This is a genomic window from Aeromonas sp. BIGb0445, from assembly GCF_024809075.1.
GTDB classification, from domain to species: domain Bacteria; phylum Pseudomonadota; class Gammaproteobacteria; order Enterobacterales; family Aeromonadaceae; genus Aeromonas; species Aeromonas rivuli.
In genome coordinates this window covers 24,138-45,581 of sequence record NZ_JANUES010000014.1, presented here as the reverse complement: position 1 = coordinate 45,581, position 21,444 = coordinate 24,138, and the positions used below count along the sequence as shown (strand labels likewise).

The 21,444-nt window shown below is 60.1% G+C and carries 26 protein-coding genes; 18 read left to right on the top strand and 8 right to left on the bottom strand.

Annotated features, from left to right (window positions below):
• Positions 1 to 31: 31 nt before the first annotated feature.
• Positions 32 to 697, top strand: a complete 666-nt coding sequence (gene pyrE, locus M2367_RS18405; RefSeq protein WP_259237704.1) for an orotate phosphoribosyltransferase — start codon at positions 32 to 34, stop codon at positions 695 to 697.
• Between the two features lie 279 nt (positions 698 to 976).
• On the opposite strand, the gene M2367_RS18400 is transcribed toward pyrE, so the two are convergent.
• The 4 genes from M2367_RS18400 to coaBC all read right to left on the bottom strand — a co-directional run bounded on the left by M2367_RS18400 (position 977) and on the right by coaBC (position 4,385).
• A complete protein-coding gene (locus M2367_RS18400) occupies positions 977 to 1,813 on the bottom strand; it encodes a mechanosensitive ion channel domain-containing protein (RefSeq protein WP_259237703.1) in 837 nt (278 codons plus the stop codon).
• Between the two features lie 138 nt (positions 1,814 to 1,951).
• Positions 1,952 to 2,548 carry a nucleoid occlusion factor SlmA gene (gene slmA, locus M2367_RS18395; RefSeq protein ID WP_042042770.1) on the bottom strand — a complete coding sequence of 199 codons (597 nt, stop codon included), beginning with the start codon at positions 2,546 to 2,548 and terminating at the stop codon, positions 1,952 to 1,954.
• A gap of 69 nt (positions 2,549 to 2,617) precedes the next feature.
• Positions 2,618 to 3,076, bottom strand: a complete 459-nt coding sequence (gene dut, locus M2367_RS18390; protein WP_042042769.1) for a dUTP diphosphatase — start codon at positions 3,074 to 3,076, stop codon at positions 2,618 to 2,620.
• A 106-nt stretch (positions 3,077 to 3,182) separates the two neighbouring features.
• Positions 3,183 to 4,385: a bifunctional phosphopantothenoylcysteine decarboxylase/phosphopantothenate--cysteine ligase CoaBC gene (gene coaBC, locus M2367_RS18385; RefSeq protein WP_259237700.1), complete on the bottom strand. Its 1,203-nt coding sequence runs from the start codon at positions 4,383 to 4,385 to the stop codon at positions 3,183 to 3,185.
• A gap of 144 nt (positions 4,386 to 4,529) precedes the next feature.
• On the opposite strand from coaBC, the gene radC reads away from it, so the two are divergent.
• The 6 genes from radC to M2367_RS18355 all read left to right on the top strand — a co-directional run bounded on the left by radC (position 4,530) and on the right by M2367_RS18355 (position 8,170).
• A complete protein-coding gene (gene radC, locus M2367_RS18380) occupies positions 4,530 to 5,204 on the top strand; it encodes a DNA repair protein RadC (protein WP_259237698.1) in 675 nt (224 codons plus the stop codon).
• A gap of 136 nt (positions 5,205 to 5,340) precedes the next feature.
• Entirely contained in the window at positions 5,341 to 5,577 is a 237-nt protein-coding gene (gene rpmB / locus M2367_RS18375; RefSeq protein WP_005321271.1) for a 50S ribosomal protein L28, read from the top strand.
• Positions 5,578 to 5,588: 11 nt separating this feature from the next.
• Complete coding sequence (rpmG, locus tag M2367_RS18370; protein WP_005323752.1) at positions 5,589 to 5,756, top strand: 50S ribosomal protein L33; 168 nt, start codon at positions 5,589 to 5,591, stop codon at positions 5,754 to 5,756.
• Between the two features lie 90 nt (positions 5,757 to 5,846).
• Complete coding sequence (locus tag M2367_RS18365) at positions 5,847 to 6,302, top strand: hypothetical protein (protein ID WP_259237692.1); 456 nt, start codon at positions 5,847 to 5,849, stop codon at positions 6,300 to 6,302.
• Positions 6,303 to 6,317: 15 nt separating this feature from the next.
• On the top strand, positions 6,318 to 7,130 hold the full coding sequence (gene mutM / locus M2367_RS18360) for a bifunctional DNA-formamidopyrimidine glycosylase/DNA-(apurinic or apyrimidinic site) lyase (RefSeq protein WP_259237690.1): 813 nt from the start codon (positions 6,318 to 6,320) through the stop codon (positions 7,128 to 7,130).
• Between the two features lie 164 nt (positions 7,131 to 7,294).
• Positions 7,295 to 8,170, top strand: coding sequence for a VirK/YbjX family protein (locus M2367_RS18355; protein WP_259237748.1), 876 nt, complete (start codon positions 7,295 to 7,297; stop codon positions 8,168 to 8,170).
• Positions 8,171 to 8,228: 58 nt separating this feature from the next.
• Here M2367_RS18355 and coaD read toward each other — a convergent pair whose 3' ends face one another.
• Positions 8,229 to 8,714 (bottom strand): pantetheine-phosphate adenylyltransferase, encoded by a 486-nt coding sequence (coaD, locus tag M2367_RS18350; protein WP_042042764.1) that lies wholly within the window; start codon positions 8,712 to 8,714, stop codon positions 8,229 to 8,231.
• Positions 8,715 to 8,849: 135 nt separating this feature from the next.
• On the opposite strand from coaD, the gene M2367_RS18345 reads away from it, so the two are divergent.
• Positions 8,850 to 9,890, top strand: a complete 1,041-nt coding sequence (locus M2367_RS18345; RefSeq protein WP_042042762.1) for a glycosyltransferase family 9 protein — start codon at positions 8,850 to 8,852, stop codon at positions 9,888 to 9,890.
• Between the two features lie 67 nt (positions 9,891 to 9,957).
• On the opposite strand, the gene M2367_RS18340 is transcribed toward M2367_RS18345, so the two are convergent.
• The gene (locus M2367_RS18340; RefSeq protein WP_259237686.1) at positions 9,958 to 10,755 is read right to left on the bottom strand and encodes a glycosyltransferase family 2 protein; all 798 of its coding nucleotides are present in this window, start codon (positions 10,753 to 10,755) and stop codon (positions 9,958 to 9,960) included.
• Between the two features lie 310 nt (positions 10,756 to 11,065).
• On the opposite strand from M2367_RS18340, the gene M2367_RS18335 reads away from it, so the two are divergent.
• From M2367_RS18335 to M2367_RS18300, 8 genes are all read left to right on the top strand, one after another.
• Positions 11,066 to 12,154: a glycosyltransferase gene (locus tag M2367_RS18335; RefSeq protein WP_259237684.1), complete on the top strand. Its 1,089-nt coding sequence runs from the start codon at positions 11,066 to 11,068 to the stop codon at positions 12,152 to 12,154.
• Between the two features lie 61 nt (positions 12,155 to 12,215).
• Positions 12,216 to 13,493: an O-antigen ligase gene (locus tag M2367_RS18330; protein WP_259237682.1), complete on the top strand. Its 1,278-nt coding sequence runs from the start codon at positions 12,216 to 12,218 to the stop codon at positions 13,491 to 13,493.
• Positions 13,490 to 14,635 (top strand): glycosyltransferase, encoded by a 1,146-nt coding sequence (locus tag M2367_RS18325; RefSeq protein WP_259237681.1) that lies wholly within the window; start codon positions 13,490 to 13,492, stop codon positions 14,633 to 14,635. Before M2367_RS18330 ends, M2367_RS18325 begins: the two co-directional genes overlap by 4 nt.
• A 3-nt stretch (positions 14,636 to 14,638) precedes the next feature.
• On the top strand, positions 14,639 to 15,925 hold the full coding sequence (locus M2367_RS18320; RefSeq protein WP_259237680.1) for a PIG-L deacetylase family protein: 1,287 nt from the start codon (positions 14,639 to 14,641) through the stop codon (positions 15,923 to 15,925).
• Positions 15,922 to 17,037, top strand: a complete 1,116-nt coding sequence (waaF, locus tag M2367_RS18315) for a lipopolysaccharide heptosyltransferase II (protein WP_259237678.1) — start codon at positions 15,922 to 15,924, stop codon at positions 17,035 to 17,037. Before M2367_RS18320 ends, waaF begins: the two co-directional genes overlap by 4 nt.
• A 1-nt stretch (position 17,038) precedes the next feature.
• Complete coding sequence (waaA, locus tag M2367_RS18310) at positions 17,039 to 18,316, top strand: lipid IV(A) 3-deoxy-D-manno-octulosonic acid transferase (RefSeq protein WP_259237675.1); 1,278 nt, start codon at positions 17,039 to 17,041, stop codon at positions 18,314 to 18,316.
• Between the two features lie 87 nt (positions 18,317 to 18,403).
• Positions 18,404 to 18,526 carry a hypothetical protein gene (locus tag M2367_RS18305; protein WP_152435948.1) on the top strand — a complete coding sequence of 41 codons (123 nt, stop codon included), beginning with the start codon at positions 18,404 to 18,406 and terminating at the stop codon, positions 18,524 to 18,526.
• A 125-nt stretch (positions 18,527 to 18,651) separates the two neighbouring features.
• Positions 18,652 to 18,987: a DUF2799 domain-containing protein gene (locus M2367_RS18300; RefSeq protein ID WP_042042753.1), complete on the top strand. Its 336-nt coding sequence runs from the start codon at positions 18,652 to 18,654 to the stop codon at positions 18,985 to 18,987.
• Between the two features lie 100 nt (positions 18,988 to 19,087).
• Here M2367_RS18300 and M2367_RS18295 read toward each other — a convergent pair whose 3' ends face one another.
• Both M2367_RS18295 and M2367_RS18290 read right to left on the bottom strand, forming a co-directional pair.
• Entirely contained in the window at positions 19,088 to 19,249 is a 162-nt protein-coding gene (locus M2367_RS18295) for a hypothetical protein (protein ID WP_157014033.1), read from the bottom strand.
• A 78-nt stretch (positions 19,250 to 19,327) separates the two neighbouring features.
• Positions 19,328 to 19,747 (bottom strand): flagellar basal body-associated FliL family protein, encoded by a 420-nt coding sequence (locus M2367_RS18290; protein ID WP_042042789.1) that lies wholly within the window; start codon positions 19,745 to 19,747, stop codon positions 19,328 to 19,330.
• 158 nt (positions 19,748 to 19,905) lie between these two features.
• Between M2367_RS18290 and M2367_RS18285 the strand changes: the two genes are divergently transcribed.
• Together M2367_RS18285 and ubiA are read left to right on the top strand one after the other, a co-directional pair.
• Complete coding sequence (locus tag M2367_RS18285) at positions 19,906 to 20,448, top strand: chorismate lyase (protein ID WP_259237671.1); 543 nt, start codon at positions 19,906 to 19,908, stop codon at positions 20,446 to 20,448.
• A gap of 95 nt (positions 20,449 to 20,543) precedes the next feature.
• Positions 20,544 to 21,407 carry a 4-hydroxybenzoate octaprenyltransferase gene (gene ubiA / locus M2367_RS18280; protein WP_042042751.1) on the top strand — a complete coding sequence of 288 codons (864 nt, stop codon included), beginning with the start codon at positions 20,544 to 20,546 and terminating at the stop codon, positions 21,405 to 21,407.
• Positions 21,408 to 21,444: the final 37 nt, after the last annotated feature.

Genomic DNA, 21,444 nt, shown 5'->3' with positions numbered 1-21,444 from the left:
CAGTCAACGACAAGCCAAGCAAGGAGCCAGAATGAAAGCCTACCAGCGTCAATTTATCGAGTTCGCCCTGGAGAAACAGGTCCTCAAATTCGGTGAGTTCACCCTGAAATCCGGCCGCAAGAGCCCCTACTTCTTCAACGCCGGCCTGTTCAACAGCGGCCGCGATCTGGCCCGCCTCGGCCGCTTCTATGCCGCCGCCCTGATGGATGCCGGCATCGAATTCGACGTGCTGTTTGGCCCGGCCTACAAGGGGATCCCCATCGCCTCCGCCACCGCGGTGCAGCTGGTAGAGCAGCACGACGTGGACGTGCCCTGGTGCTTCAACCGCAAGGAGGCCAAGGATCACGGCGAGGGCGGCAATCTGGTGGGCAGCCCGCTCAAGGGGCGCATCATGCTGGTGGACGACGTCATCACCGCCGGCACCGCCATCCGCGAGTCCATGGATCTTATCCAGGCCAACGGTGCCTCCCTGGCCGGGGTGCTGATCGCCCTGGATCGCCAGGAGAAGGGCAAGGGCGAGCTCTCCGCCATCCAGGAAGTGGGGCGTGACTACGGCGCCCACATCATCGCCATCATCCAGATGAGCGACCTGATCGCTTATCTGGAAGAAAAGCTGGAAGAGAAGCAGGCAGAGCAGCCCGCGCTGGCCGAGCAACTGGCCGCCATGCAGGCCTACCGCGCCCAGTTCGGGGTTTAATGACACAATTTCTGGCCGTGCCATGGCGGCCGCTACCGCCTCCCGGTCGGTCACTTTTTCTGTCTAACGGGCCTGAGCCTGTTTGTAGGTGAGCTCGCCTTTTTCAATCTGCTCGACCAGGGCCAGTTTAAAAGTCAGCGAGTCATCGCGCTGGGTTCGTTTCACAGCTTGTCCCATCGGGCTCTCCATTTATTCGGGGGAAAGGTGTAAACCATATTCAGGACGGGACAGCACCATAAAAAAAGCCGCTCAGTGAGCGGCTTTTTTGTTGCCAGCCTGTCAGGCTTGCGGTTTGTGCATGTGCAATGCCATCTGCGGGAAGGGGATCTCGATGCCCTCGGCGTCGAAGGCGAGCTTGACCCGCTCGTGGAAGTCAAACCAGACACCCCAGTAGTCGCCGGTCTTGACCCAGGGACGCACGACTATGCTGACCGAGGAGTCGAGCAGGGCGGCAACGGCAATGGTGACCGCCGGCTCTTTCAGGATGCGTGGCTCTTCGTTGACCAGACGCTCCAGTACCAACTTGGCTTTGCGAAGATCTGAGCCGTAGCCGATGCCGAAGGTCATGTCGACCCGACGGGTGTCCATGCGCGAGTAGTTGATGATGTTGCCGTTGAGGATGGCGGAGTTGGGCACCACCACCATCTTGTTGTCAGCGGAGGTGAGGGTGGTGGTGAACAGCTGTACCGACTGCACCATACCCGCAGTACCCGCCACTTCGATGAACTCACCGGACTTGATGGGGCGGAAGATAATCAGCAGGAAACCGGCCGCAAAGTTGGAGAGTGAGCCTTGCAGCGCCAGACCGATGGCCAGACCGGCGGCACCAATGATGGCAATGAAGGAGGTCGTCTGGACCCCAACGCGGCCCAGGGCGGCGAGCACCACGAACACCAGCAGACCATATTTGAGCACGCTGCCGACGAAGTGGGTAATGGTGGCATCGAGGTTGCGGGCCTTCATGACCTTCTCGACACCGCCACTGATAAGGTTGGTGGCAATATAACCGAGCAGCAGGGTGATCAGTGCTGCGGTGATGTTGACGCCATACTCGAGCAGCAGGCCCTGATTGTTGACGAGCCAGGTCTGAGCACTGGTGAGCATTTCGGGTTCCATAACACTTCCTGTTGGGCTAATTAATCAAAACCACGGACTATAACAGCGCATTGCGACAGTTTGGGTCGTTGTGGTTCGCAAGATGTTAATTTTTGCCATAAAAAGCTGAGGAGGCCAAGTGCCTCCTCATCGTTTGGGTCAACTCTGCAGCAACTGGCTGCGGATGAACTGCCATTGATCTTCGAAGTCCGCGGTCGGTTTGAGCTTGAACTCGGAGCGAACGAACTGGCTGATCCGCCCCTCGGCATAGGCCAGCAGCAGGTTGGCCAACATGGTCTCGTCGAGCTGGAAACCCTGACCTTCTCGCAGCCGCTTCTCTCGCAGCACCTGTTTGAGCTGGGTCTCCAGCTTGTCGAACAGGATGCTGATCCGATCCCGCAGCCGGTCATGCTCACCCAGCAGCGCATCGCCGTTGAGGATGCGGGTGATGCCGGGATTGCGCTCCGCAAACACCAGCAGCAGCTGCAAAATGTGATGGCAGCGGGTCATGGTGTCCTTCTCGTCGGCCAGGATCATGTTGACCCGTGACAGCAGGGAATCCTCGATAAAGTCGATCAGCCCCTCGAACATCCGTGCCTTGCTGGGGAAGTGACGATAGAGGGCCGCTTCCGAAACGCCGACCTCGGCCGCGAGCCGGGCCGTGGTAATACGCTGACCCGGGCTGGTTTCCAGCATGTGGGCGAGCGCCTGCAGGATCTGGTCGCGCCGACTCTGTTTCTGATTACTGCTTGCCATGGATTCCCCTAAAAAAACAATGGCTTGGTTCTATTGTTAGCCACGCAACCAAGGCTGCGTTGGGTCCTGTTATTGGCGACCGGAAGAACCAAACCCACCTTCACCTCGTTCGCTCTGATCAAACTCTTCGACGAGCTGGAAGCTGGCCTGCACCACGGGCATGATCACTAGCTGGGCGATGCGCTCCCCTGGCTGAACGGTGAAACTGTCATTGCCACGGTTCCAGACCGAGATCATCAACTGGCCCTGATAGTCGGAGTCGATAAGGCCGACTAAGTTGCCCAATACGATGCCGTGCTTATGACCGAGGCCGGAGCGGGGCAAGATAGTGGCACACAAGCCCGGATCCTGGATATGGATCGCCAGACCGGTAGGGACGAGTGTGGTATCACCCGGTGCCAGCGTGATGGCCTGGTCGAGCAGGGCGCGCAGATCCATACCGGCAGAACCTGGTGTGGCATAGGCAGGCAGGGGGAATTCGGTGCCGATGCGGGCATCCAGGATCTTCAGTTCTATTTGTGTTGTCATGAATCGTTAGCTTTCAATGGGTTCTTGTATGGACATCCAGGATCTTCAAGGCTATCCGGGTCGTCATGGATCGTTCGTCAGTTGGAATGGCCCCAAGGCTGGGGACTCAGGGTCGATAGTGACGCGCAATAAGGGCGACAAGATGACGAGCCAGCGTCAGCTTATCGGCCAGCGGCAGGGTGGCTTGACCCCCTTGCCAGAAGACGGTGAGGGCGTTGTCATCGGCGTTGAAGCCTTGCCCGGACTGGGACACATCGTTGGCGGCTATCATGTCCAACCGCTTTCGCTGCAATTTGCCGAGGGCATATTGTTCCACATCCACGGTTTCGGCGGCAAATCCGACGGTGAAGGGCTTGTTCGGCAGCGCCCCCACGGCGGCGATGATGTCGGGATTCTTGACCAGGGTCAGCACTATCTGGTTGTTGTCGCCGGTCTTCTTGATTTTCTGGCTGGCCACCTGTTCGGGGCGGTAGTCGGCCACGGCGGCGCAGCCAATGAAGAGATCGCACTCATGAACCCGGCTCATCACCGCCTGATGCATCTGCAGGGCGCTCTCCACATCGACCCGCGCTACCCCGCTTGGGGTGGCCAGGGCGACCGGGCCGCTCACCAGCGTCACTTCTGCACCCGCCTCACGGGCGGCGCGGGCGATGGCGTAACCCATCTTGCCGGAGCTGTGGTTGCTGATGTAGCGCACCGGATCCAGGGCCTCGCGGGTCGGTCCGGCGGTGAGCAGCAGTCTGACGCCTGCGAGCAGGGGATCGACGGTCAACTGTTGGCAGCAGCGCTCTACCAGATCGAGAGGGTCCAGCATGCGGCCCGGACCTACATCGCCACAGGCCTGGCTACCGGAGTCCGGCCCCCATAGCAGAATGCCTCGACTGGCGAGGGTCTGGAGATTGGCCTGGGTGGCCGGGTTGCGATACATCTGCTGATTCATGGCGGGGGCGACGACCACCTGGGCGGGGGTTGCCAGGCAGAGGGTGGTCAGCAGCTCGTCGGCCATGCCGGCGGCCATGCGCGCCATCAGATTGGCGCTGGCCGGTGCGATCAGCACCAGATCCGCCCACTTGGCCAGTTCGATATGGCCCATGCCCGCCTCGGCGGCGGGGTCGAGCAGACTATCGGCGACAGGATTGCCGGAGACCGCTTGCAGGGTCAGCGGGGTAATAAACTCCTTGGCGGAACGGGTCATCACCACCCGTACCTCGGCCCCCTGATCCTTCAGGCGACGTATCAATTCGGCGCTCTTGTAGGCGGCGATGCCACCGCTGACACCCAACAGGATGCGTTTGTCGGCCAATCTCATCTGCTTTGCTTCCGGCTCGTTCTGACTGGTCGGCTAAGATAGCACAGCCTGAGGGTGACGACAGAGGCTGACATGGGGGACTTGTGGTCAGGCTCTCGTCAATCTTTGCTATGTTTTCTGTCAACAGTGCAGGTGGGGAAACATATGAGTATCAAAGAGTGGCCAGCGGAGGAGCGTCCCCGCGAGAAACTGTTGCTGCAGGGGGCGGCGGGTCTGTCCGATGCCGAATTGCTCGCCATCTTCCTGCGAACCGGGGTCAATGGTCAGAGCGCCGTGGATCTGGCCCGGCAATTATTGTGGGCGTTTGGTTCATTGCGAGCGCTGCTCGGTGCAGATCAACAGACTTTCTGCGCCGCCCATGGCCTGGGGCCGGCAAAATATGCCCAGTTGCAGGCGGTGCTGGAGATGAGCAAGCGCCATCTGGCCGAGCAATTGCAGCGGGGTGATGCGCTCACCTCGCCCCAGCTGACTCGGGACTATTTGCAGGCTCAGCTTAGGGACAGGGCGCGGGAGGTGTTTGCGTTGTTGCTGCTCGACAATCAGCACAGGGTGATCAAGTTTGTCGAACTTTTCTACGGTACGCTGGATTCTGCGAGCGTCTGGCCCAGAGAAATCGTGCAGATAGCACTCAAACATAATGCAGCGGCCGTGATTCTGGCGCATAATCACCCGTCTGGCGTGGCCGAGCCCAGTCGGGCCGACCGTCAGATCACAGATCGCATCATGGCCGCCTTGGCCCTGATCGATATCAGAGTGCTGGATCACTTGGTGATCGGTGACGGCATCACGGTTTCTTTTGCAGAGCGTGGTTGGTTATAACCGGGCTCTGGCTCTGTATTAGTTGATCTTTGATCACGGATGCTGTATAAAATGCCGCCTTCTGTTTGCCCCGCAATCGAAGGCCAGCGGGGCAGATATTTGCTCGAGCAATGAAGTAAGATTTGGAGAGACTGACATGTCTAGAGTATGCCAAGTAACCGGCAAGCGCCCGGCAGTTGGTAACAACCGTTCGCACGCTAACAACGCTACCAAGCGTCGTTTCCTGCCGAACCTGCACACTCACCGTTTTTGGGTTGAGGGTGAAAAACGCTTCGTGAGCCTGCGCGTATCCGCAAAAGGCATGCGTATCATCGACAAGCGCGGCGTTGAAGTGGTTCTGGCTGAACTGCGTGCCAGCGGCGTTAAGGTATAAGGAATTAGATCATGGCTAAAGGTATTCGCGATAAAATTCGTCTGAACTCCAGCGCCGGTACTGGTCACTTCTATACCACTACCAAGAACAAGCGCACCATGCCCGAAAAAATGGAGATCAAGAAATTTGATCCCGTTATTCGTCAGCATGTGATCTACAAAGAAGGCAAAATCAAGTAACCACTTGAATTTGTCTCAAAAACCCGGCTTCGTGCCGGGTTTTTTTATGGCTCAAATTCAGTACACTGCCGACTAGAACGGAGGCTTGCCATGTTGAAATTGAGTCGTAAAGGCTGGAACAACGTCATCATCATCGCGGTATTGGTGGTGATAGTGCTGCTGCATCGCCTTGAGCAGGCCCAGCAGGAGAACAGCGCCCAGCGCTTGCACAACCTGTTGCCCGAGGGTGCCGTGGTGTTGACCTGGCAAGGGCCGAGCTGGACCCTGGAGCGATTGGGTCAAGGCTGGCGCACTGTGCCGGATCTGGGGCTGGATAACCTGGCTCTGACCCGCCAGATTGAACAATGGCAAGGCTGGCAGTTGCCGCCGAGTGAGCCGCTGCGTGGCAGCCCGGTCGAGTTCAGGCTCTGGTTGGCCGGACAGGGAGAACCTCTGAGGCTGGCCCTTTATCAGGACAATGGCCGTTATGCCGTTCGCCTGGGTGAGGAGCGCTGGCTGGCGCTTAGCGCGGAGCAGTATCGCGCCCTGCTCAAACCCACACCCTGAGTCTGCGAGGATAAGATGCCCGAATTACCCGAAGTTGAAGTGAGCCGCCAGGGCATCTCTCCCTGGCTTACCGGCATCGAAGTGACCCGCGTGGTGGTGCACGATGGTCGGCTGCGCTGGCCAATACCGGGGGAGATCCAGGAGTTGGTCAGTCTCACCATCCGCAGGGTCAGTCGCCGCGCCAAATACCTGTTGCTGGAGACCGATTTTGGCACCGCCATCCTGCATCTGGGCATGTCCGGCAGCCTGCGAGTGCTCAACATCGGCACCCCGGCCGAGAAGCACGATCATGTGGATATCGAGCTGGCCAACGGCAAGCTGCTGCGCCTCAACGACCCGCGCCGCTTCGGTGCCCTGCTCTGGACCCGCGAGCCCGCCGAGGCCCATGCCCTGCTCGCCAAACTTGGCCCTGAGCCCCTCACCGATGCCTTCAATGCCGATTATCTGCAGAGCCGGGCCAAGGGACGCAGCATAGCGATCAAGACTTTCTTGATGGATAACCATGTGGTGGTCGGTGTTGGCAACATCTACGCCAACGAGGCGTTGTTTGCCTCTGGCATTAGCCCCAGGCGGGCGGCAGGTGAGGTGAGCGGCGAGCGCTTGGCAACCTTGGTCGCCGAGATCAAGCGGGTGTTGGCCGCCGCCATCGTGCAGGGGGGCACCACCCTCAAGGACTTCACCAGTGCCGATGGCAAACCCGGTTATTTCGTGCAGCAGTTGCAAGTGTATGGCCGGGGCGGCCAACCCTGTTATCAGTGTCAGCTGCCACTGACCGAGATCCGGATCGGTCAGCGCACCACCGTGTTCTGCAGCCACTGCCAGCACTAGGACTTATTTGGGGAAGTTGTAAGCAAGTGTTGCCAGTCGATTGAAGTGCCAGAGCGTCATCCCTAGGATCGCCCTCCATTCAGGCAGTTGGAGAGCAAGGTATGACCAGCAACTCGTTCGGTTGGGAGCAACTATCCCGTCAGCCCCATTACGGCGCGCTCGCCATGGCGCGTTACCTCTACCCGGATGGTGGCAGTCGCTTGCACTTCAAGCGTGGCAAATTCGTGCTGCGCAGTCTGTTTTACCGCAAATCCATGAGCCAGGTGTTTGAACTGTTTCGCAGCGAGCCACTCAAGGCCCTGCCAGGTCAATATCCAGAGCTGCTCGACAAGCCGCTGCGCCCCTATCGTTTTGCCTGCTCCAATGCTCGCCAGCGGGCAGCCATGCTGGTCGAGCACTATCGCCTATTGCAACTCTGCTACCCGGCGTTGATAGCCCCTCTCTATCTGGCGGAGGGAATCGAATTGGGTCTCTATCCCCAGAGTGGCTGCCGCATCCTGTTGCGTCACGATGGTACCTTCAGGCGCGAGGCCGAGCTGGCCGTCTCCATCATTGATAAGCAGGGGCGGCGGCTCTATAGCTGCGCCTTCTCCTTTGCCGGACAGCCTGATGCCCTGCGTCTGGTGATTGGCTCGGTGCAGGGCCCCGAACCCGGGGTTGCGCAGGCACAGGACAGGGTGCGGGAGCTGACCAAGGAGGGTCATGGTCTGAGACCCAAGTCCCTGGTGGTGATGCTGGTGCTGGGGTTGGCCGAGGCGATGGGAGCAGTGCGAGTCGATGCGGTGTGCAAGCGGGCTCATGTGTTTCAGGCCAGGCGCTACAGCAGCAAACAGAAGGCAAACCTGCAGGCGGATTATGACGAGTTGTGGCAGGAGTTTGGTGCGCAGGAGCTGGATAGCAACTTCGTGACCCTGATGCCCGCTGGGCGCAAGTCGCTGCAGGAGATAGCCTCGAAGAAGCGGGCCATGTATCGGCGCCGTTATGAGTGGCTGGATACCCTGGCGCTATCCGGCCGGGCGCTGTTTTACCGGGGTGAATGAAAAAGAGCAGGCCTGGCCTGCTCTTTTGCGATGAATCTTGTGGTTTAGGGGGCCTGGGTCACGACTTGGCGAGCTTGGCGGCGATTGCCTGGCAGACTCTGGGATCGACAAATTGATGAATGTCGCCGCCGTGCAGGGCGACTTCTTTGACCAGGCTGGAGGAGATGAAGGAGTTCTCCTCGGCCGGGGTCAGGAAGACGCTTTCCAACTCCGGCATCAGCCGGCGATTCATGTTGGCCAGCTGGAATTCGTATTCGAAGTCGGAGACGGCACGCAAGCCACGGATCAGCACATTGGCATGTTGCTCCCGGGCAAAATTGACCAGCAGGCCGGAGAAGCCGACCACGGTGACGTTGCCCAGATGAGACGTGACTTCACGGGCGAGGGCGACCCGCTCGGCCAGATCGAACAGCGGCCGCTTGCTGGGGCTGTTGGCGACGCCGACCACGACCTCGTCAAACAACTGGGCGGCACGGCCCACCAGATCGGTGTGGCCATTGGTGATGGGATCAAAAGTCCCCGGATAGATAACCCTGGTGCTCATGTGTTGGCGTCCTGCAACCGGAAAATTGGTCGCATTATAAGGTCGTCGCTTGAGAATAGCAGTGCATCAGGCAAGAATACCCCCATCGCGCATTCAGCCTCCCCGCTTTGGGTGTGGGGAGCAAAGGGATCTCTTATGAAACGCATTCTGGTCGTTCGCAATGACAAGATTGGTGACTTTATGCTGGCCTGGCCAAGTTTTGCCATGCTCAAGCACTCCATGAACTGCCATGTGACGGCCCTGGTTCCCGGCTACACGGCACCGCTGGCCCGGCTCTGTCCCTGGATTGACGAGGTGATCCTGGATCCGGGCGCCCAGGCCGACAAGGAGCAGCAGCGTGCTCTGCTGGCACGCATCAAGGCCGCCGCCTTCGATGCCTCTATCTGCCTCTTCTCCAATACCCGCAATGCAAAATTGGTGTGGAAAGCCCATATCCCTTACCGGCTGGCGCCGGCGACCAAGCTGGCGCAAGTGCTCTACAATCAGCGGCTGGTGCAGCGCCGCTCTCGCTCCCAGAAGCCGGAGTATGAATACAATCTCGACTTGATCCGTCACTTCCTGACCGATCAACAGGCGAAGGTGATTGAGCCACAAGCGCCCTACTTGCGCTTCGATGGCCAGTCCCTTGTGGAGGTACGCAGTCAGACGGCGCAAAAGCTGGGCCTCGATGTGACGCGTCCCTGGTTGATGGTCCATGCCGGCAGTGGCGGCTCGGCCAATAACCTCTCCATCGAGCAGTACGCCCGGCTCATTATCAAACTCAACCAGGCTTGTCCCGAGTTGCAGTGTGTGCTGACGGCAGGTCCGGGGGAAGAGAGCAAGGCGGAGCAGTTGGCGGCCGAATTGCTGGCCCATGGCGGCAATGGCTGGATCTATCGCTCGGATGAAGGCTTGCCCAAGTTTTGCCAGGTGCTGGCCAATGCCGCTCTGTTTATGGCCGGTAGCACAGGCCCTCTGCACATTGCCGCCGCCCTGGATGTGCCGACGGTGGGCTTCTTCCCGGCCCATCGCTCTGCCACGCCGCTGCGCTGGCGCCCCCTCAATCAAGAGGGACGCCACCTGGCCTTCAGCCCGCCGGAGGACAGCGATCATCCGGAGGACATGAGTCAGCTCGATCCCAAGACCATGGCCAGTGCCATCGCCCAATGGGGCAAGCCGCTCTGGCAGGCGAGCTGACCGGTGACAGAAATGATTCAGGGCCCATTATGGGCCCTGATGATAACCTGTTGGTCAAGTGGGTCGGTTAGACGACCGGGTTTTCCCAATCTTTCTTGGGCGGTTGCAGACGCTGCTGGCAGAAGTAGGCCTGACGGATCAGCTTGGAGGCCATGGTAATGCCGAGCATGATGAGGCCGCGTTTGCCATCGAGGAAGGCGCGCTGACGAATACCGTGACGCCATAGCACATCGACGATGCACCAGGCGAAGTCATACCAGCGGCCCCCTTTCATTTCCCGGCCAACGGCGCGTTCGGCGTAGCGTTGGGCCCGCATCACCGCATCTTTGATGTCGGCATAGGAGTCATGGCGGCAGATGCCTTTGAGTTTGCCGACCTTGCCGTCCGTGACCAGCTTGTCGTGATAGAGGTCCATCTTGCCCTCCATGCGCCACTGATCGCTGCGCACCAGGCGCAGACGCCATTCCGGCTGATACATGTGATGCAGCCAGCCGCCGAGGAACCAGATCTTGCGCTGGAATTCCCAGGCACTGATGGTCAGATCGTCTTCTTGCAGTACCCGTTCCATGTCGCTTCTGAGCTCGGGCTCGAGGGATTCGTCGGAATCGAGCAGCAGGATCCACTTGGCCGGAGCACACTGTTCCATGGCGAAGACTTTCTGCTTGAGCGGGCCGGGCCAGGGACGTTCGATGACGATGCAGCCGCGCTCGGTTGCATACTCGCGGGTGCCATCGGTGGAGCCTGAATCGACGACCACGATACGCTGCGCCAGCCCTTGCACACTGTCCAGTACCATTGGCAGGCAGCGCATGCTGTTAAAGGTGGTCAGGGCCACCGCCAGGGTGACAGCTTCTTGTTGTTCCATGGAAATAACCGGCAAAGGGAGGTGAGCCCCATTCTATCCTGATTCAAGTTTGGTGGGCAAAGTTTGACTTGCCGCAGGGGGTCACGGAAAATCGCCGGATATGATTTGCTCGCCAAGCATGAGTTGCGCAGATTTATGGCTGTGGCAATTAATTTTTTGGCAGCCAGGATGAATATTCACCCGGACCAGGGTGTTATTCACCCCTGTCGCAAGCAGCCCATCCGCGGGTGTGACTGGCTATAGGAGCACGGCTGACGGGTCGGCCAGCAGCCGACTCGGTTATCGATGTTATTCCTTGATGAGATGATGCATGAACTCCAAGCGTTTCGTATTCGTGATTGAAGATTTGTATGGTGGCGGCGCGCAGAAGTCTCTCATCAACACGGCGGAAGGGCTGCGTCAACGCGGTCATCAGGTGACTGTCTTCATACTGCGTGACCTGATCGAGCATCGTCTTCCCCCCGGCCTCGAGGTGATCAACCTGGCGCTGGTCAATGGCATCACCAAGGCCATCTCCAATGTGCTGGTTGAAAAGTGGCAAGCCTGGTTCATCGCCCGGGCCATTCGCCGTCTCGATCCCCATGTGGTGCTCTCCTGCTCCTGTGACAAGATCACTCGCCATATCAAACACCCCAACCTCTGGTTCTGGGTGAAGAGCAACATGCTCGCCTCCCGCTATACCGCCAAGAGCAAGGCGAAAGCCAAGGCCAAGCTGCAGCGCTTCTACAATGGCCGCAAGGTGATCGGCTGCTCTCAGGGGGTGGTCGACGGTTTGCTGCAGGATGCCGAGCTCAAACCTGAGCGGATCCTGGCCATCTATAACCCCTATGAGCGAGATGGCTTCGTGCGCATGGCTGCCGAACCTGCCGCTGTGCCGACCGGGGACTATCTGATCAACGTGGGCACCTTTGAGCATCGCAAGCGTCATGATCGGCTGTTGCGAGCCTATAAAGCCAGCGGGGTGAGCACTCCCCTACTGCTGCTTGGCAAGGGCAAGCCGGAAGAGGAGGCGCGATTGCGAGCGCTCATTCGTGAGCTGGATCTGGAGGCGCAGGTGATCCTGCCCGGCTATCAGACCAATCCCTATCCTTATATCAAGCATGCCAAGGCGCTGATCCTCACCTCGGATGGGGAGGGGTTACCCAGGGTATTGATCGAGTCGCTGTTTCTGGGTACTCCTATCGTCAGTGTCGATTGCCCCTCTGGCCCGAAAGAGATACTGACCGGCGAGTTGGCCGCCTTCCTGGTGCCATTGCAAGATGAGGTGGCGCTGGCCGATGCCATCGGCCGGATGGATGCCTCTCCTGTGACTATCACTGCCGACTATTACCAGGCTTTCCTCGCCGAGAGCGTATTGCCTCAGTTTGAGGCCCTGTCCCTGCCTGACCGAGCACCATAAATTGGATAAAAACATAATAAAAAGTCTGGATGGGCAATGGAGCAGCGTCCCTGGGGAAGGGATGACCCCCTATTTGAGAATGCTGGGGGTGGCCTGCCTGCTTATCTATGCGCTCTGTCGTATCTGGTTCGGTGGCATAGGCAAGGCGATGGAAGTCGGGTTCCTTGCCATGACGCTGCTGCTGATGCTGAGCTCCCACAGGCGCATGGGTCTGGACGTCTACTTCAAGTTTGTGTGGCTGGCGTTGCTGGTCCAGCTCATCCCCTGGCTACTGGGCCTGCTGGAACCGACCGTCATTACCAGCTCAAACCCCCATCTCGATCGGCTGACCAAGATCTTCTTCTTCTTTGCCACCGCCGTGTTGCTGGCGGGCAGGCTGCGCAATGTCTTCTGGCTGTGGGGCATCGCCGCCTTGGGATTGCTGTTTAGTGTGCTGGGTTCGCCAGCCGACTGGAGCACCTGGCAGCAAGGCTTGTCAGGGCAGAGAGTCGATTTTGGCATCCGCAACGCCCAGCATATCGCCATGTATTTCGGTACCCTGATGCTGGGTTGCCTCTGTTTTAGCCAGCGTTGGTTATCGGTCGGCGCACAGCGCTGGTGGCGGCTGCCGCTCTGGGCTGGGGTGCTGGGGGTGGCGGTACTGGGGATCATCGTGACCCAGACCCGGGCCATTTTCATCGCGATTTTCGCGGCTCTGCTGCTGGCTCTGGTGTTCTGGATCTGGCTCAAGCGACCGCGCTGCTGGGTGCTGGCGTTGCTGCTGATGGGCACAGCCCTGTTATTTGTCAGCTTGGGACAACGGGGTCTCTCCCATGTCGAGAAGCGGTATGAGCAGGAGGCCCCTGTCATTCAGCAGCTATTGCATGGTGACTGGGACGATATCCCCTATACCAGCGTTGGAATACGGGCCAACACCTGGAAAGTGGCTGCCGACAAGATAGCTGAGCGTCCCTGGTTTGGGTGGGGCTCCCAGGCCCGCAGTCGGGTCATCAGTCATTCCGATGTGTTGCCCGACTGGGTCAAACAGCAGTTTGGTCATCTGCACAACTACTTCCTCGAAGTTCAGCTCAGCTATGGCTTGGCTGGTTCGCTCATGTTGCTCGCCCTGGCCATTGTCATCGGCCGTGACTGCTGGCTTACCTGGCGAGCACGGCTGATGCCGACCGATGTACTGGTGTTCGGTTTCTGCTTCTTCGTCTTCTGGGTCATTGTGAACAACTTTGAGTCCTATATGTCGTTTGGTACCGGTACCTTCGTGTTCAACATCATCCTCGGGGGTCTGATCACTCTCTGCTGGCGCCGCCGCTATCCGCAGGGTTGTACGGATCAAGTCAGATGAAGCGCATTCTGATCATATTGCGTCGCTTGCAGGCAGGAGGCATAGAGCAGGCCACTATCACGCTGGCCAACGCCATGGTAGCCCAGGGTCATGAGGTGCATGTCTGGGTGCTGCGTGGCGAGGCCAGACTGATGCCGGATCCCGCGGTGCATCTCCATGCGGGCGGTGATATCGAGCGGGAAGCCCGGCGCGGCTTGTTGGGGCTGAGTTGCGATCTGCTCGGGCGGGGTCTGCTCAAGCATCTGCTGCCTGGCTCGGGCTTCGTCTGGACGGGCTGGCGCACCAGCGCGCTGGCCAGACGCAGGATCGCCGAGTGGGAGGCGCAATATGGTGCCTTCGATCAGATCCTGATCCGGGGCCAGGGGGCATTCGAATTGTTGTGGGACTTGCATGACCCACGCTGCTGGCAACTGGTGGAGGGACCTTCTTCCAAGCTGCGCCACTATCGATTCGGCGGCTGGCTCGCCGCCAAGCTGTTCCAGGACAAGCAGGTGATCTGCGTTTCCCAGGGTATCGCCGAGGTGCTGCAACAGATGCTGTCACACTTCTCGGTCCGGCCGGCACGACAGGCGGTGATCCACAATGGTGTCCCGCTGGCGCGGGTGCGTCGGCTGGCGCAGCTCGCTCAAGATCCCCCCATTACGGGACCTTTCCTGGTGCACGTGGCACGCCTGGTACCTGTGAAGGATCAGGCCCTGCTGCTGCGGGCCTTCAAGCGGGCCGAACTCGATTGCAAGCTGGTGATTATCGGAGAGGGTAGCGAGCGAGCCTCGCTGGAGCGGCTGATACAGACTCTGGCGCTGGATGGGCGAGTGATACTGCTCGGCCATCAAGCCAATCCCTATCCCTGGGTTGCAGGGGCCGAGGCCTTCATACTCAGCTCCAGGACCGAGGGACTTGGGCTGGTGCTTATTGAAGCCCTGGCCTGCGGCACCCAGGCCGTTGCCACCGATGTACCGGGTGGCATTCGCGAGGTGCTGATCGAAGAACAGACCCGCTTGTTGGCCGCCCATGATGAGGCCGCCCTGGCCGCCAAGATGCGTGAAGCCCTGGCTGACCCTGTCCAGATCCAGCCCCACTGGGTTGACCGGTTCGACGATGGCGAGATTGCCCGCCGTTTCCTCGCCCTCATTGAGGATTAAATCATGACGATGCTGGATCACAGTTACCCCCTGGCCCCAAGCTGGGTTTCCCCCGTCACGCTGTCGCCGGATGGCAAACTGGATGCGAGCGCCGTGGGTGAGCTGGTCAATCACACCCTGTTGCTGGAGTTTGGTTATGAAGCGACCCACAAACGGCGCCAGGGGCGCATCGGCATCGCCGGGGCAGCGTCTGGCCAGCAGCAGTTCTTCGAGGCGAACCAGCGTGGCCGGCGTTTCCTCAATCTGACCGGCTTGACCCGGCTGGACGAGATAGCGCTGCAGGGACGGGATTGTCGCTGGCAAGCAGAAGCCCGCCTGTTGGCCTTTGCCAATCCGGCACTGGAAGATGGGGCCGTGCTTATTCTCTCCCCTCATCCGGACGATGCCGAGCTGGCCGCCTTTGGCCTCTACAGCGACCATGCCGAACGAAGCTGGATAGTGACCCTGAGTGCGGGGGAGAAGCTTGGCCGGCTGGATCGCCAATATATCCCCGGCCTGGATGGCGACTTGGCGAGCGCCTCGGCGCGCAAGGGGATGATCCGGGCCTGGAACAGTGTGACCACGCCTCTGCTGACTGGGGTGAGCGCCGCTCGCCTGTTTTGCCTGGGTTACTTCAATGACAGCCTGGCAAAGCTGGTAGCTGACCCGGACAGCCTGGTCGCCCATGCTCAGTTACCCGAACTGACACCGGCGCCGTTTCGGCGCTGGAATCCCCAACCCTTGCCGGGTGACGAGCAGGCTGCCAACCGCGGACGGTTGCTGGTGGCCGATCTCGCGGCGCTGCTGATGCGGGTGCGTCCGAGCAGCGTCCTGGTGACCCACCCCGAGGTGGATCCCCATGGCGACCACGTTGCCACTGCCCAAGCCTTGGCGCTGGCTATCCAGCAGAGCGGGCACTGCCCGTCCCGGGTGCTGCTCTATGCGAATCACCTGCGCAAGGTCCATGATTTCCCTTATGGCCCCGAGCATGCGGGCACCACCTTGCCCCCCTGGCAGAGTGAACACTCCAGGCTGGGGCCTTGGCACTGTTACAGCCACCCCCTGACGCTGGCGCGCCAAAAAGAGAAAGTGGTCGCCATGGAGACGATGCACGATCTGCATGCCAAGGACCGGCTGGAGAAGCGGTTCAAACGCTGGTGGGGCCGTACTGTCAGACGAGATGGTTATCATCACTATGGTCTGCACAGCTATTTTCAGACTCACATAAAGGCCCATGAGGTGTTCAGCTGGGTATCTGGCGACGACTTCGTGAGCGGCATGTTGCAAGACGCAGGAACAGAACAAGCATGAAGATATTGGTGATCGGCCCCTCCTGGGTCGGCGACATGGTGATGTCCCAGAGCCTCTACAAGGCGATCAAGGCCAACCACCCGGACTGTGAGCTGCATGTGATGGCGCCGGCCTGGTGCAGGGCTCTGCTCGAACGCATGCCCGAGGTGGACAAGGCGGTCGCCATGCCCCTTGGTCACGGTGATTTCAAGTTGGGGGAGCGGCGTCGGCTCGGCAAGCTGCTGGCTGCCGAGAAGTACGATCAGGCCATCATCCAGCCCAACTCCATGAAGTCGGCACTGATCCCCTGGTTCGCCAGGATACCGGTGCGCACCGGCTGGAAGGGGGAGCACCGCTTCGGCCTGCTCAACGACATGCGCAGCAACAAGTCTGCCTTTCCGCTGATGGTAGAGGCCTATCTGGCGCTGGCCTATCCCAAGACGCAGATGAAGAGCCGGGCCGATATTCCCGTCATTCCCCATCCGTCGCTCAATGTCGATCTGGTCAATCAGGGCAAGGCGCTGGAGCGATTGGGGCTCAGCAGTGCTCGTCCCGTACTGGTGCTCTGCCCAGGCGCCGAGTTCGGTCCGGCCAAGCGCTGGCCGGAAGGGCACTATGCTGTGGTGGCGCAGAAGCATCTGGATGAAGGTTGGCAGGTATGGATCTTCGGCTCGGGTAAGGATGTGCCTGTGGCCAATACCATCCGCGAGCGGATCAATCCCCTGTCACGGCCCAACTGCCATGTACTGGCGGGCAAGACCAGCCTGTATGAGGCGATCGATCTGATGGCGCTGGCCGGGCGGGTCATCTCTAATGACTCCGGCCTGATGCACATCGCCGCCGCCCTCAACCGGCCGTTGATCGGGGTCTATGGCTCCACCTCGCCACTCTATACGCCACCGCTGGCAGACAGGGTCGAGATAGTGCACACCGACATCGAATGCCGTCCCTGCTTCAAGCGCACCTGCAAGTTTGGTCACCTCAAGTGCCTGATCGAGCTGATGCCGGAACAGGTGATAGAGGCGGGCAAGCGGTTGGAGTGCGGCGAGTCGGCGGCTCAGCCGATAGCGCTACAGCTGGTTGACCCACCGCATTTTGTTGCCAATGCGGGCAAGCGGTCGGAGCCGGAATAGCATGCTCTATCGGCTGCTCTACAACCTGCTGATCCATCTGGGCTTGCCGTTGGCGCTGCTGGCGCTCTACAAGCCGAAGCGAGGCAAGCCGGGGTTTGGTGCGCGCTGGGCCGAGCATCTGGGCCGCGTACCGCCGACCGGCCAGGAGGCGCCACTCTGGATCCACGCGGTCAGCGTGGGTGAGACCCTGGCCATCAGCCCTTTCATTCGCGCCCTCAAGGCCGAGCGGCCGGATTTGCCCATTCTGCTCACCACCACCACCCGTACCGGCGCCGAACAGGCGGCCAAGCTCGGGGATCTGGTGGTGCACCGCTATGCGCCCCTCGATTATCCCTGGGCGATCGCCGCCTTCCTCAAGCGCTTCCAGCCTCGTGCCCTCTGGATAATGGAGACCGAGCTGTGGCCGAACTGGCTGCACGCCTGCGCCCATCATCACTTGCCTGTGACCATCATCAATGGGCGTCTCTCCGAGCGCTCCTGCCAGCGTTATGGCCGCTTTCAGGGGGCCTTTGATGCATTGAGTCGTCCGCTCAGTCTGCTGCTCTGTCAGCATCAGGATGATGCGGACCGCTTTCATCGGCTCGGCATAGGCAAAGAGAGGTTGGCGGTGACGGGCTCCATCAAGTTCGATATCCAGTTTGGTGATGAGGTGCAGAGCAAGGGCCACGCCCTGCGCCAGCAGCTTGGACAGGAACGGCCGGTCTGGATCGCCGCCAGCACCCATCAGGGGGAAGACGAGCAGGTGCTGGCCGCCTTCGATCGGGTGCTCAGGGCACATCCGTCTGCCCTGCTGATCCTGGTGCCGCGCCATCCGGAGCGGTTCGACAGCGTGGCGGCGCTGTGTGCCTCCTATGGCTGCGTGCGTCGCTCTCAGCATCAGCGTCAGGCTGAACGGGTCGAAGAGGGTGACAAGGTCTATCTCGGCGATACCATGGGGGAGTTGCCACTGATGCTGGCGGCGGCCGATCTGACCTTCGTCGGCGGCAGTCTGGTGAAGGTCGGCGGTCACAACCTGCTGGAACCGGCGGCCCTGGGCAAGCCCTGCCTGACCGGACCCGCTTACTTCAACTTCAGTGATATCACCCGTCAGCTAGTGGCTCAGGGCGGGGGCCTGGTGGTGGCCGATGAGCACGAGCTGGGAAACCGGGTGAGCGCACTGCTCGCCGATGGAGGCGCCCGCCGCACCATGGGTGAGCAGGCCCGTGCCGTGGTGCTGCGCAATCAAGGGGCACTGGCGCGCACGCTCTCCCGCTGTTTAGCCAGCCTGGACGGTGATTAAGCTGCAAGGCTAGAACCTGCCTGACTGGCAGCCTCCATTTTTCTGGATAGACTTTGAGGGCGGGTGCACTATCCAAGGAGAATGAGCATGGGTGGACACAAGCCGGATTACGAGCTCGACGATGACTGGGAGCCGGAATCCTGGGAAGAGCAGTTGGAGGAGTTGGACGACGACAGTTGGCAGTTTGACGACGACCTAGACGACCAATGATACCGGGTAGTAAAAGTTCAGGCGGGCCAAGGGCCCGCCTGATTTGTTTGGCACCCGCAAAGCGGGCTTGGTGGTGGGGCATCGGCTCGTTAGAATGAAAGCCCGAATGACGCTCAAGGATGAAGATGCGCCCATTACTCATACTCTGCGCCGCCCTGCTTGGCGGCTGTGTTTCCAACTCGGATGACCCCTGTGAAAAGCAGTGGGATCAGGTTGGCGAAGCCGATGGCAAGCTGGGGTTTACCGAACAGAGGGTCGAGTTCCATCAGACCCAGTGCGGTATCAAGGTCGATGAAGCTCTCTGGGAACAGGGCCGCAAGAGGGGATTGGCCTGGTATTGTCGCCCCGAGCACCTCTATCTGGCGGGGCGCTCAGGCGAGGAGTATCGCGGGGTCTGCCCCAATGATGCGCAAGCGCGCAAGCTGTTTGCTCAGGGGCGCCAGAGCTGGACAGATCAGTAGAGGTTCAGGGGGCATGGTGAGTTCACCCTGCCCATGATGGTGCTGACGAGGATAGCCACCGCCTCCTGCCGATCCGTGTGACAGGAAGGAGGCCGGGTGACTACTCCTTGAGGCGCAGCGGCTGGCAGAGGTAGCTCTTGTCATTGGCGCTGCGGGCGCATTTTCCGCAGATGAACTTGGGTTTGCGCACTATCTTGCGCAGGGCCTTGAGATCGAAGGGGATCTCGTGGCGGCGCCACTCACAGAGGGTCTTGTTGCCCATAGGATCCGACCACCTTGGCTAATGTATCGCCGTATTCTAATCGATTTGCATTACTAATACAGTGGGCCCGCAACGGGTTCACTGGTAGAGGAATTTGGTGAAGATCAGCTCCTTGACCGCTTTCTTGCCCGTCTCACGCACCAGCAGTTCATTGACTCTGGCCTCGCACTCCTTGCGCAGCTCTTCGCGGCTAGGGAGAGACTTGATCTGTTCGGCGGTCTTGCTGCCCATCAGCCGTATGATGGCGTCACGGATCAAGGGATCATGGGTCTCCAGCAACTTGAGATCCCCATGGTTTTCGGCCATGAGCTCGACGGTGACCCGCACATAGCCCAGGGTCTTGCCCTCGCTCAGGTAGTTGGTGATGATATCCGGCTCCAGGGGATGGTAGGCAACCCCATCCTGTTGGGCGGCGGCATCGGTGGTGGACTCTTCTGCCCAAGCCGGGTTGGCCAGCAGAACAAGCAGCAACATGACGAGCTGGCGAGCGTGTTTCAGTACATAGGGCATGGTAGGGGACTCAGACTGGTGAGATGTCCCATTTTTGATGTTGCCTGCTGGGGCGTCAAGCACGGATTTCCTTACATTTTTCGATCGATTTACGGATAATAAACCGGATTTTAACCTGATAACGGAACTCTCTGGATGGTGATGCGGTGAAATCCGAGCTGACTGTTCCCCTCATGCGGATAAGCGACTGGCTGGCGCCAGCCAGTGCCATGCCGCCAGCCGAACTGACCCCCTGGCTACTCGATACCGGGTCCATGACGGCGCGTCTGCGCCGCCACAATGCTCACTTCTCTCTGGAGCTGCTCGGTCACCACCATCAGGCACTGACGCCGGATGAACAGGATCTGCTCGGCGTCGTGACCGGACTGCGGCGGGAGGTGATCCTGCATGGGGATGGCGGGCCTGCCGTCCTAGGTTGGACTCTGTTTGCCGATGCGGCCCTGAGCGGAGCCGCACTCGACCAGCTGGGCGAACAGCCTTTGGGCGATCGCATTTTCGGGGTGGCCCCCGCTCAGCGTGACTGCCTGCAGCTGGCCCGTTTCGAGCTGATGGATGAGGCGGGTGATGCTGGCGTGGTCTGGGGGCGACGCTCACGGCTCTATCTCAACGGCTGGCCCCTCTTGGTGCATGAGGTATTGCTGCCCGGATTGGGATGCGCGATGCAATCCTCCCCTCGACAACTGGGGTGATGGAGAGGCTCCGGTTGCCCCAGGGCGGGGGCGTCAGCCCTCAGGCTGCTTTCTCTGTCAGCCTTGATTTTCCCGAATTTATACAAGGAGTTGCTGTGACTGTATTGACCAAGGAGCGTGGCCTGGCCTATGCCCAGCTGGCCCGGCTCGACAAGCCGATCGGCACGCTGTTGCTACTCTGGCCGACCCTGTGGGCGCTCTGGCTGGCGGCCGACGGCCTGCCCAATCTTGGTACCTTGCTGGTGTTCGTGATCGGGGTCTTCTCCATGCGTTCGGCGGGTTGTGTCATCAACGACTATGCGGACCGCCATTTCGATGGCCATGTGAAGCGTACCGCGGGGCGACCTCTGCCCATGGGCAAGGTGAGCCCGAGAGAGGCGCTGTTGCTGTTTGCTGTGCTGGCTCTGCTCTCGTTTGCCTTGGTGCTGACCCAGAATGCGCTTACCATAGGTTTGTCGTTTGCCGGTCTGCTGCTGGCTGTCTGCTACCCCTTCATGAAGCGTTTTATCTCCATTCCCCAGCTGGTGCTCGGCCTGGCCTTCTCCTGGTCCATTCCCATGGCCTATGCGGCGGCGGCCGATGCGCTGCCGCCGGTAGCCTGGCTCATCTTCCTGGCCAACTTGCTGTGGACCATCGCCTATGACACCCAGTACGCCATGGTGGACAGAGATGATGACCTGCGACTCGGCATCAAGTCGAGCGCCATACTGTTTGGTCGCTTCGACAAGTTGATCATCGGAGTACTGCAACTGGCGACCCTGCTGATCCTGCTGGGGATCGGCCAAATGATGGCGCTAGGCGCCAGCTATTACTGGTGCCTGCTCGGTGCCGCCATCCTGTTTGTCTACCAGCAGCGACTCATTCGCGAGCGAGATCGCGCGGCCTGCTTTCAGGCTTTTTTGAACAACAACTATGCCGGCGCCCTGGTGTTTGCAGGTCTGGTGTTGCACTACTGGTAAACCCTGGACGATTGAGTGCAATGAAGGCCGCCCGTGC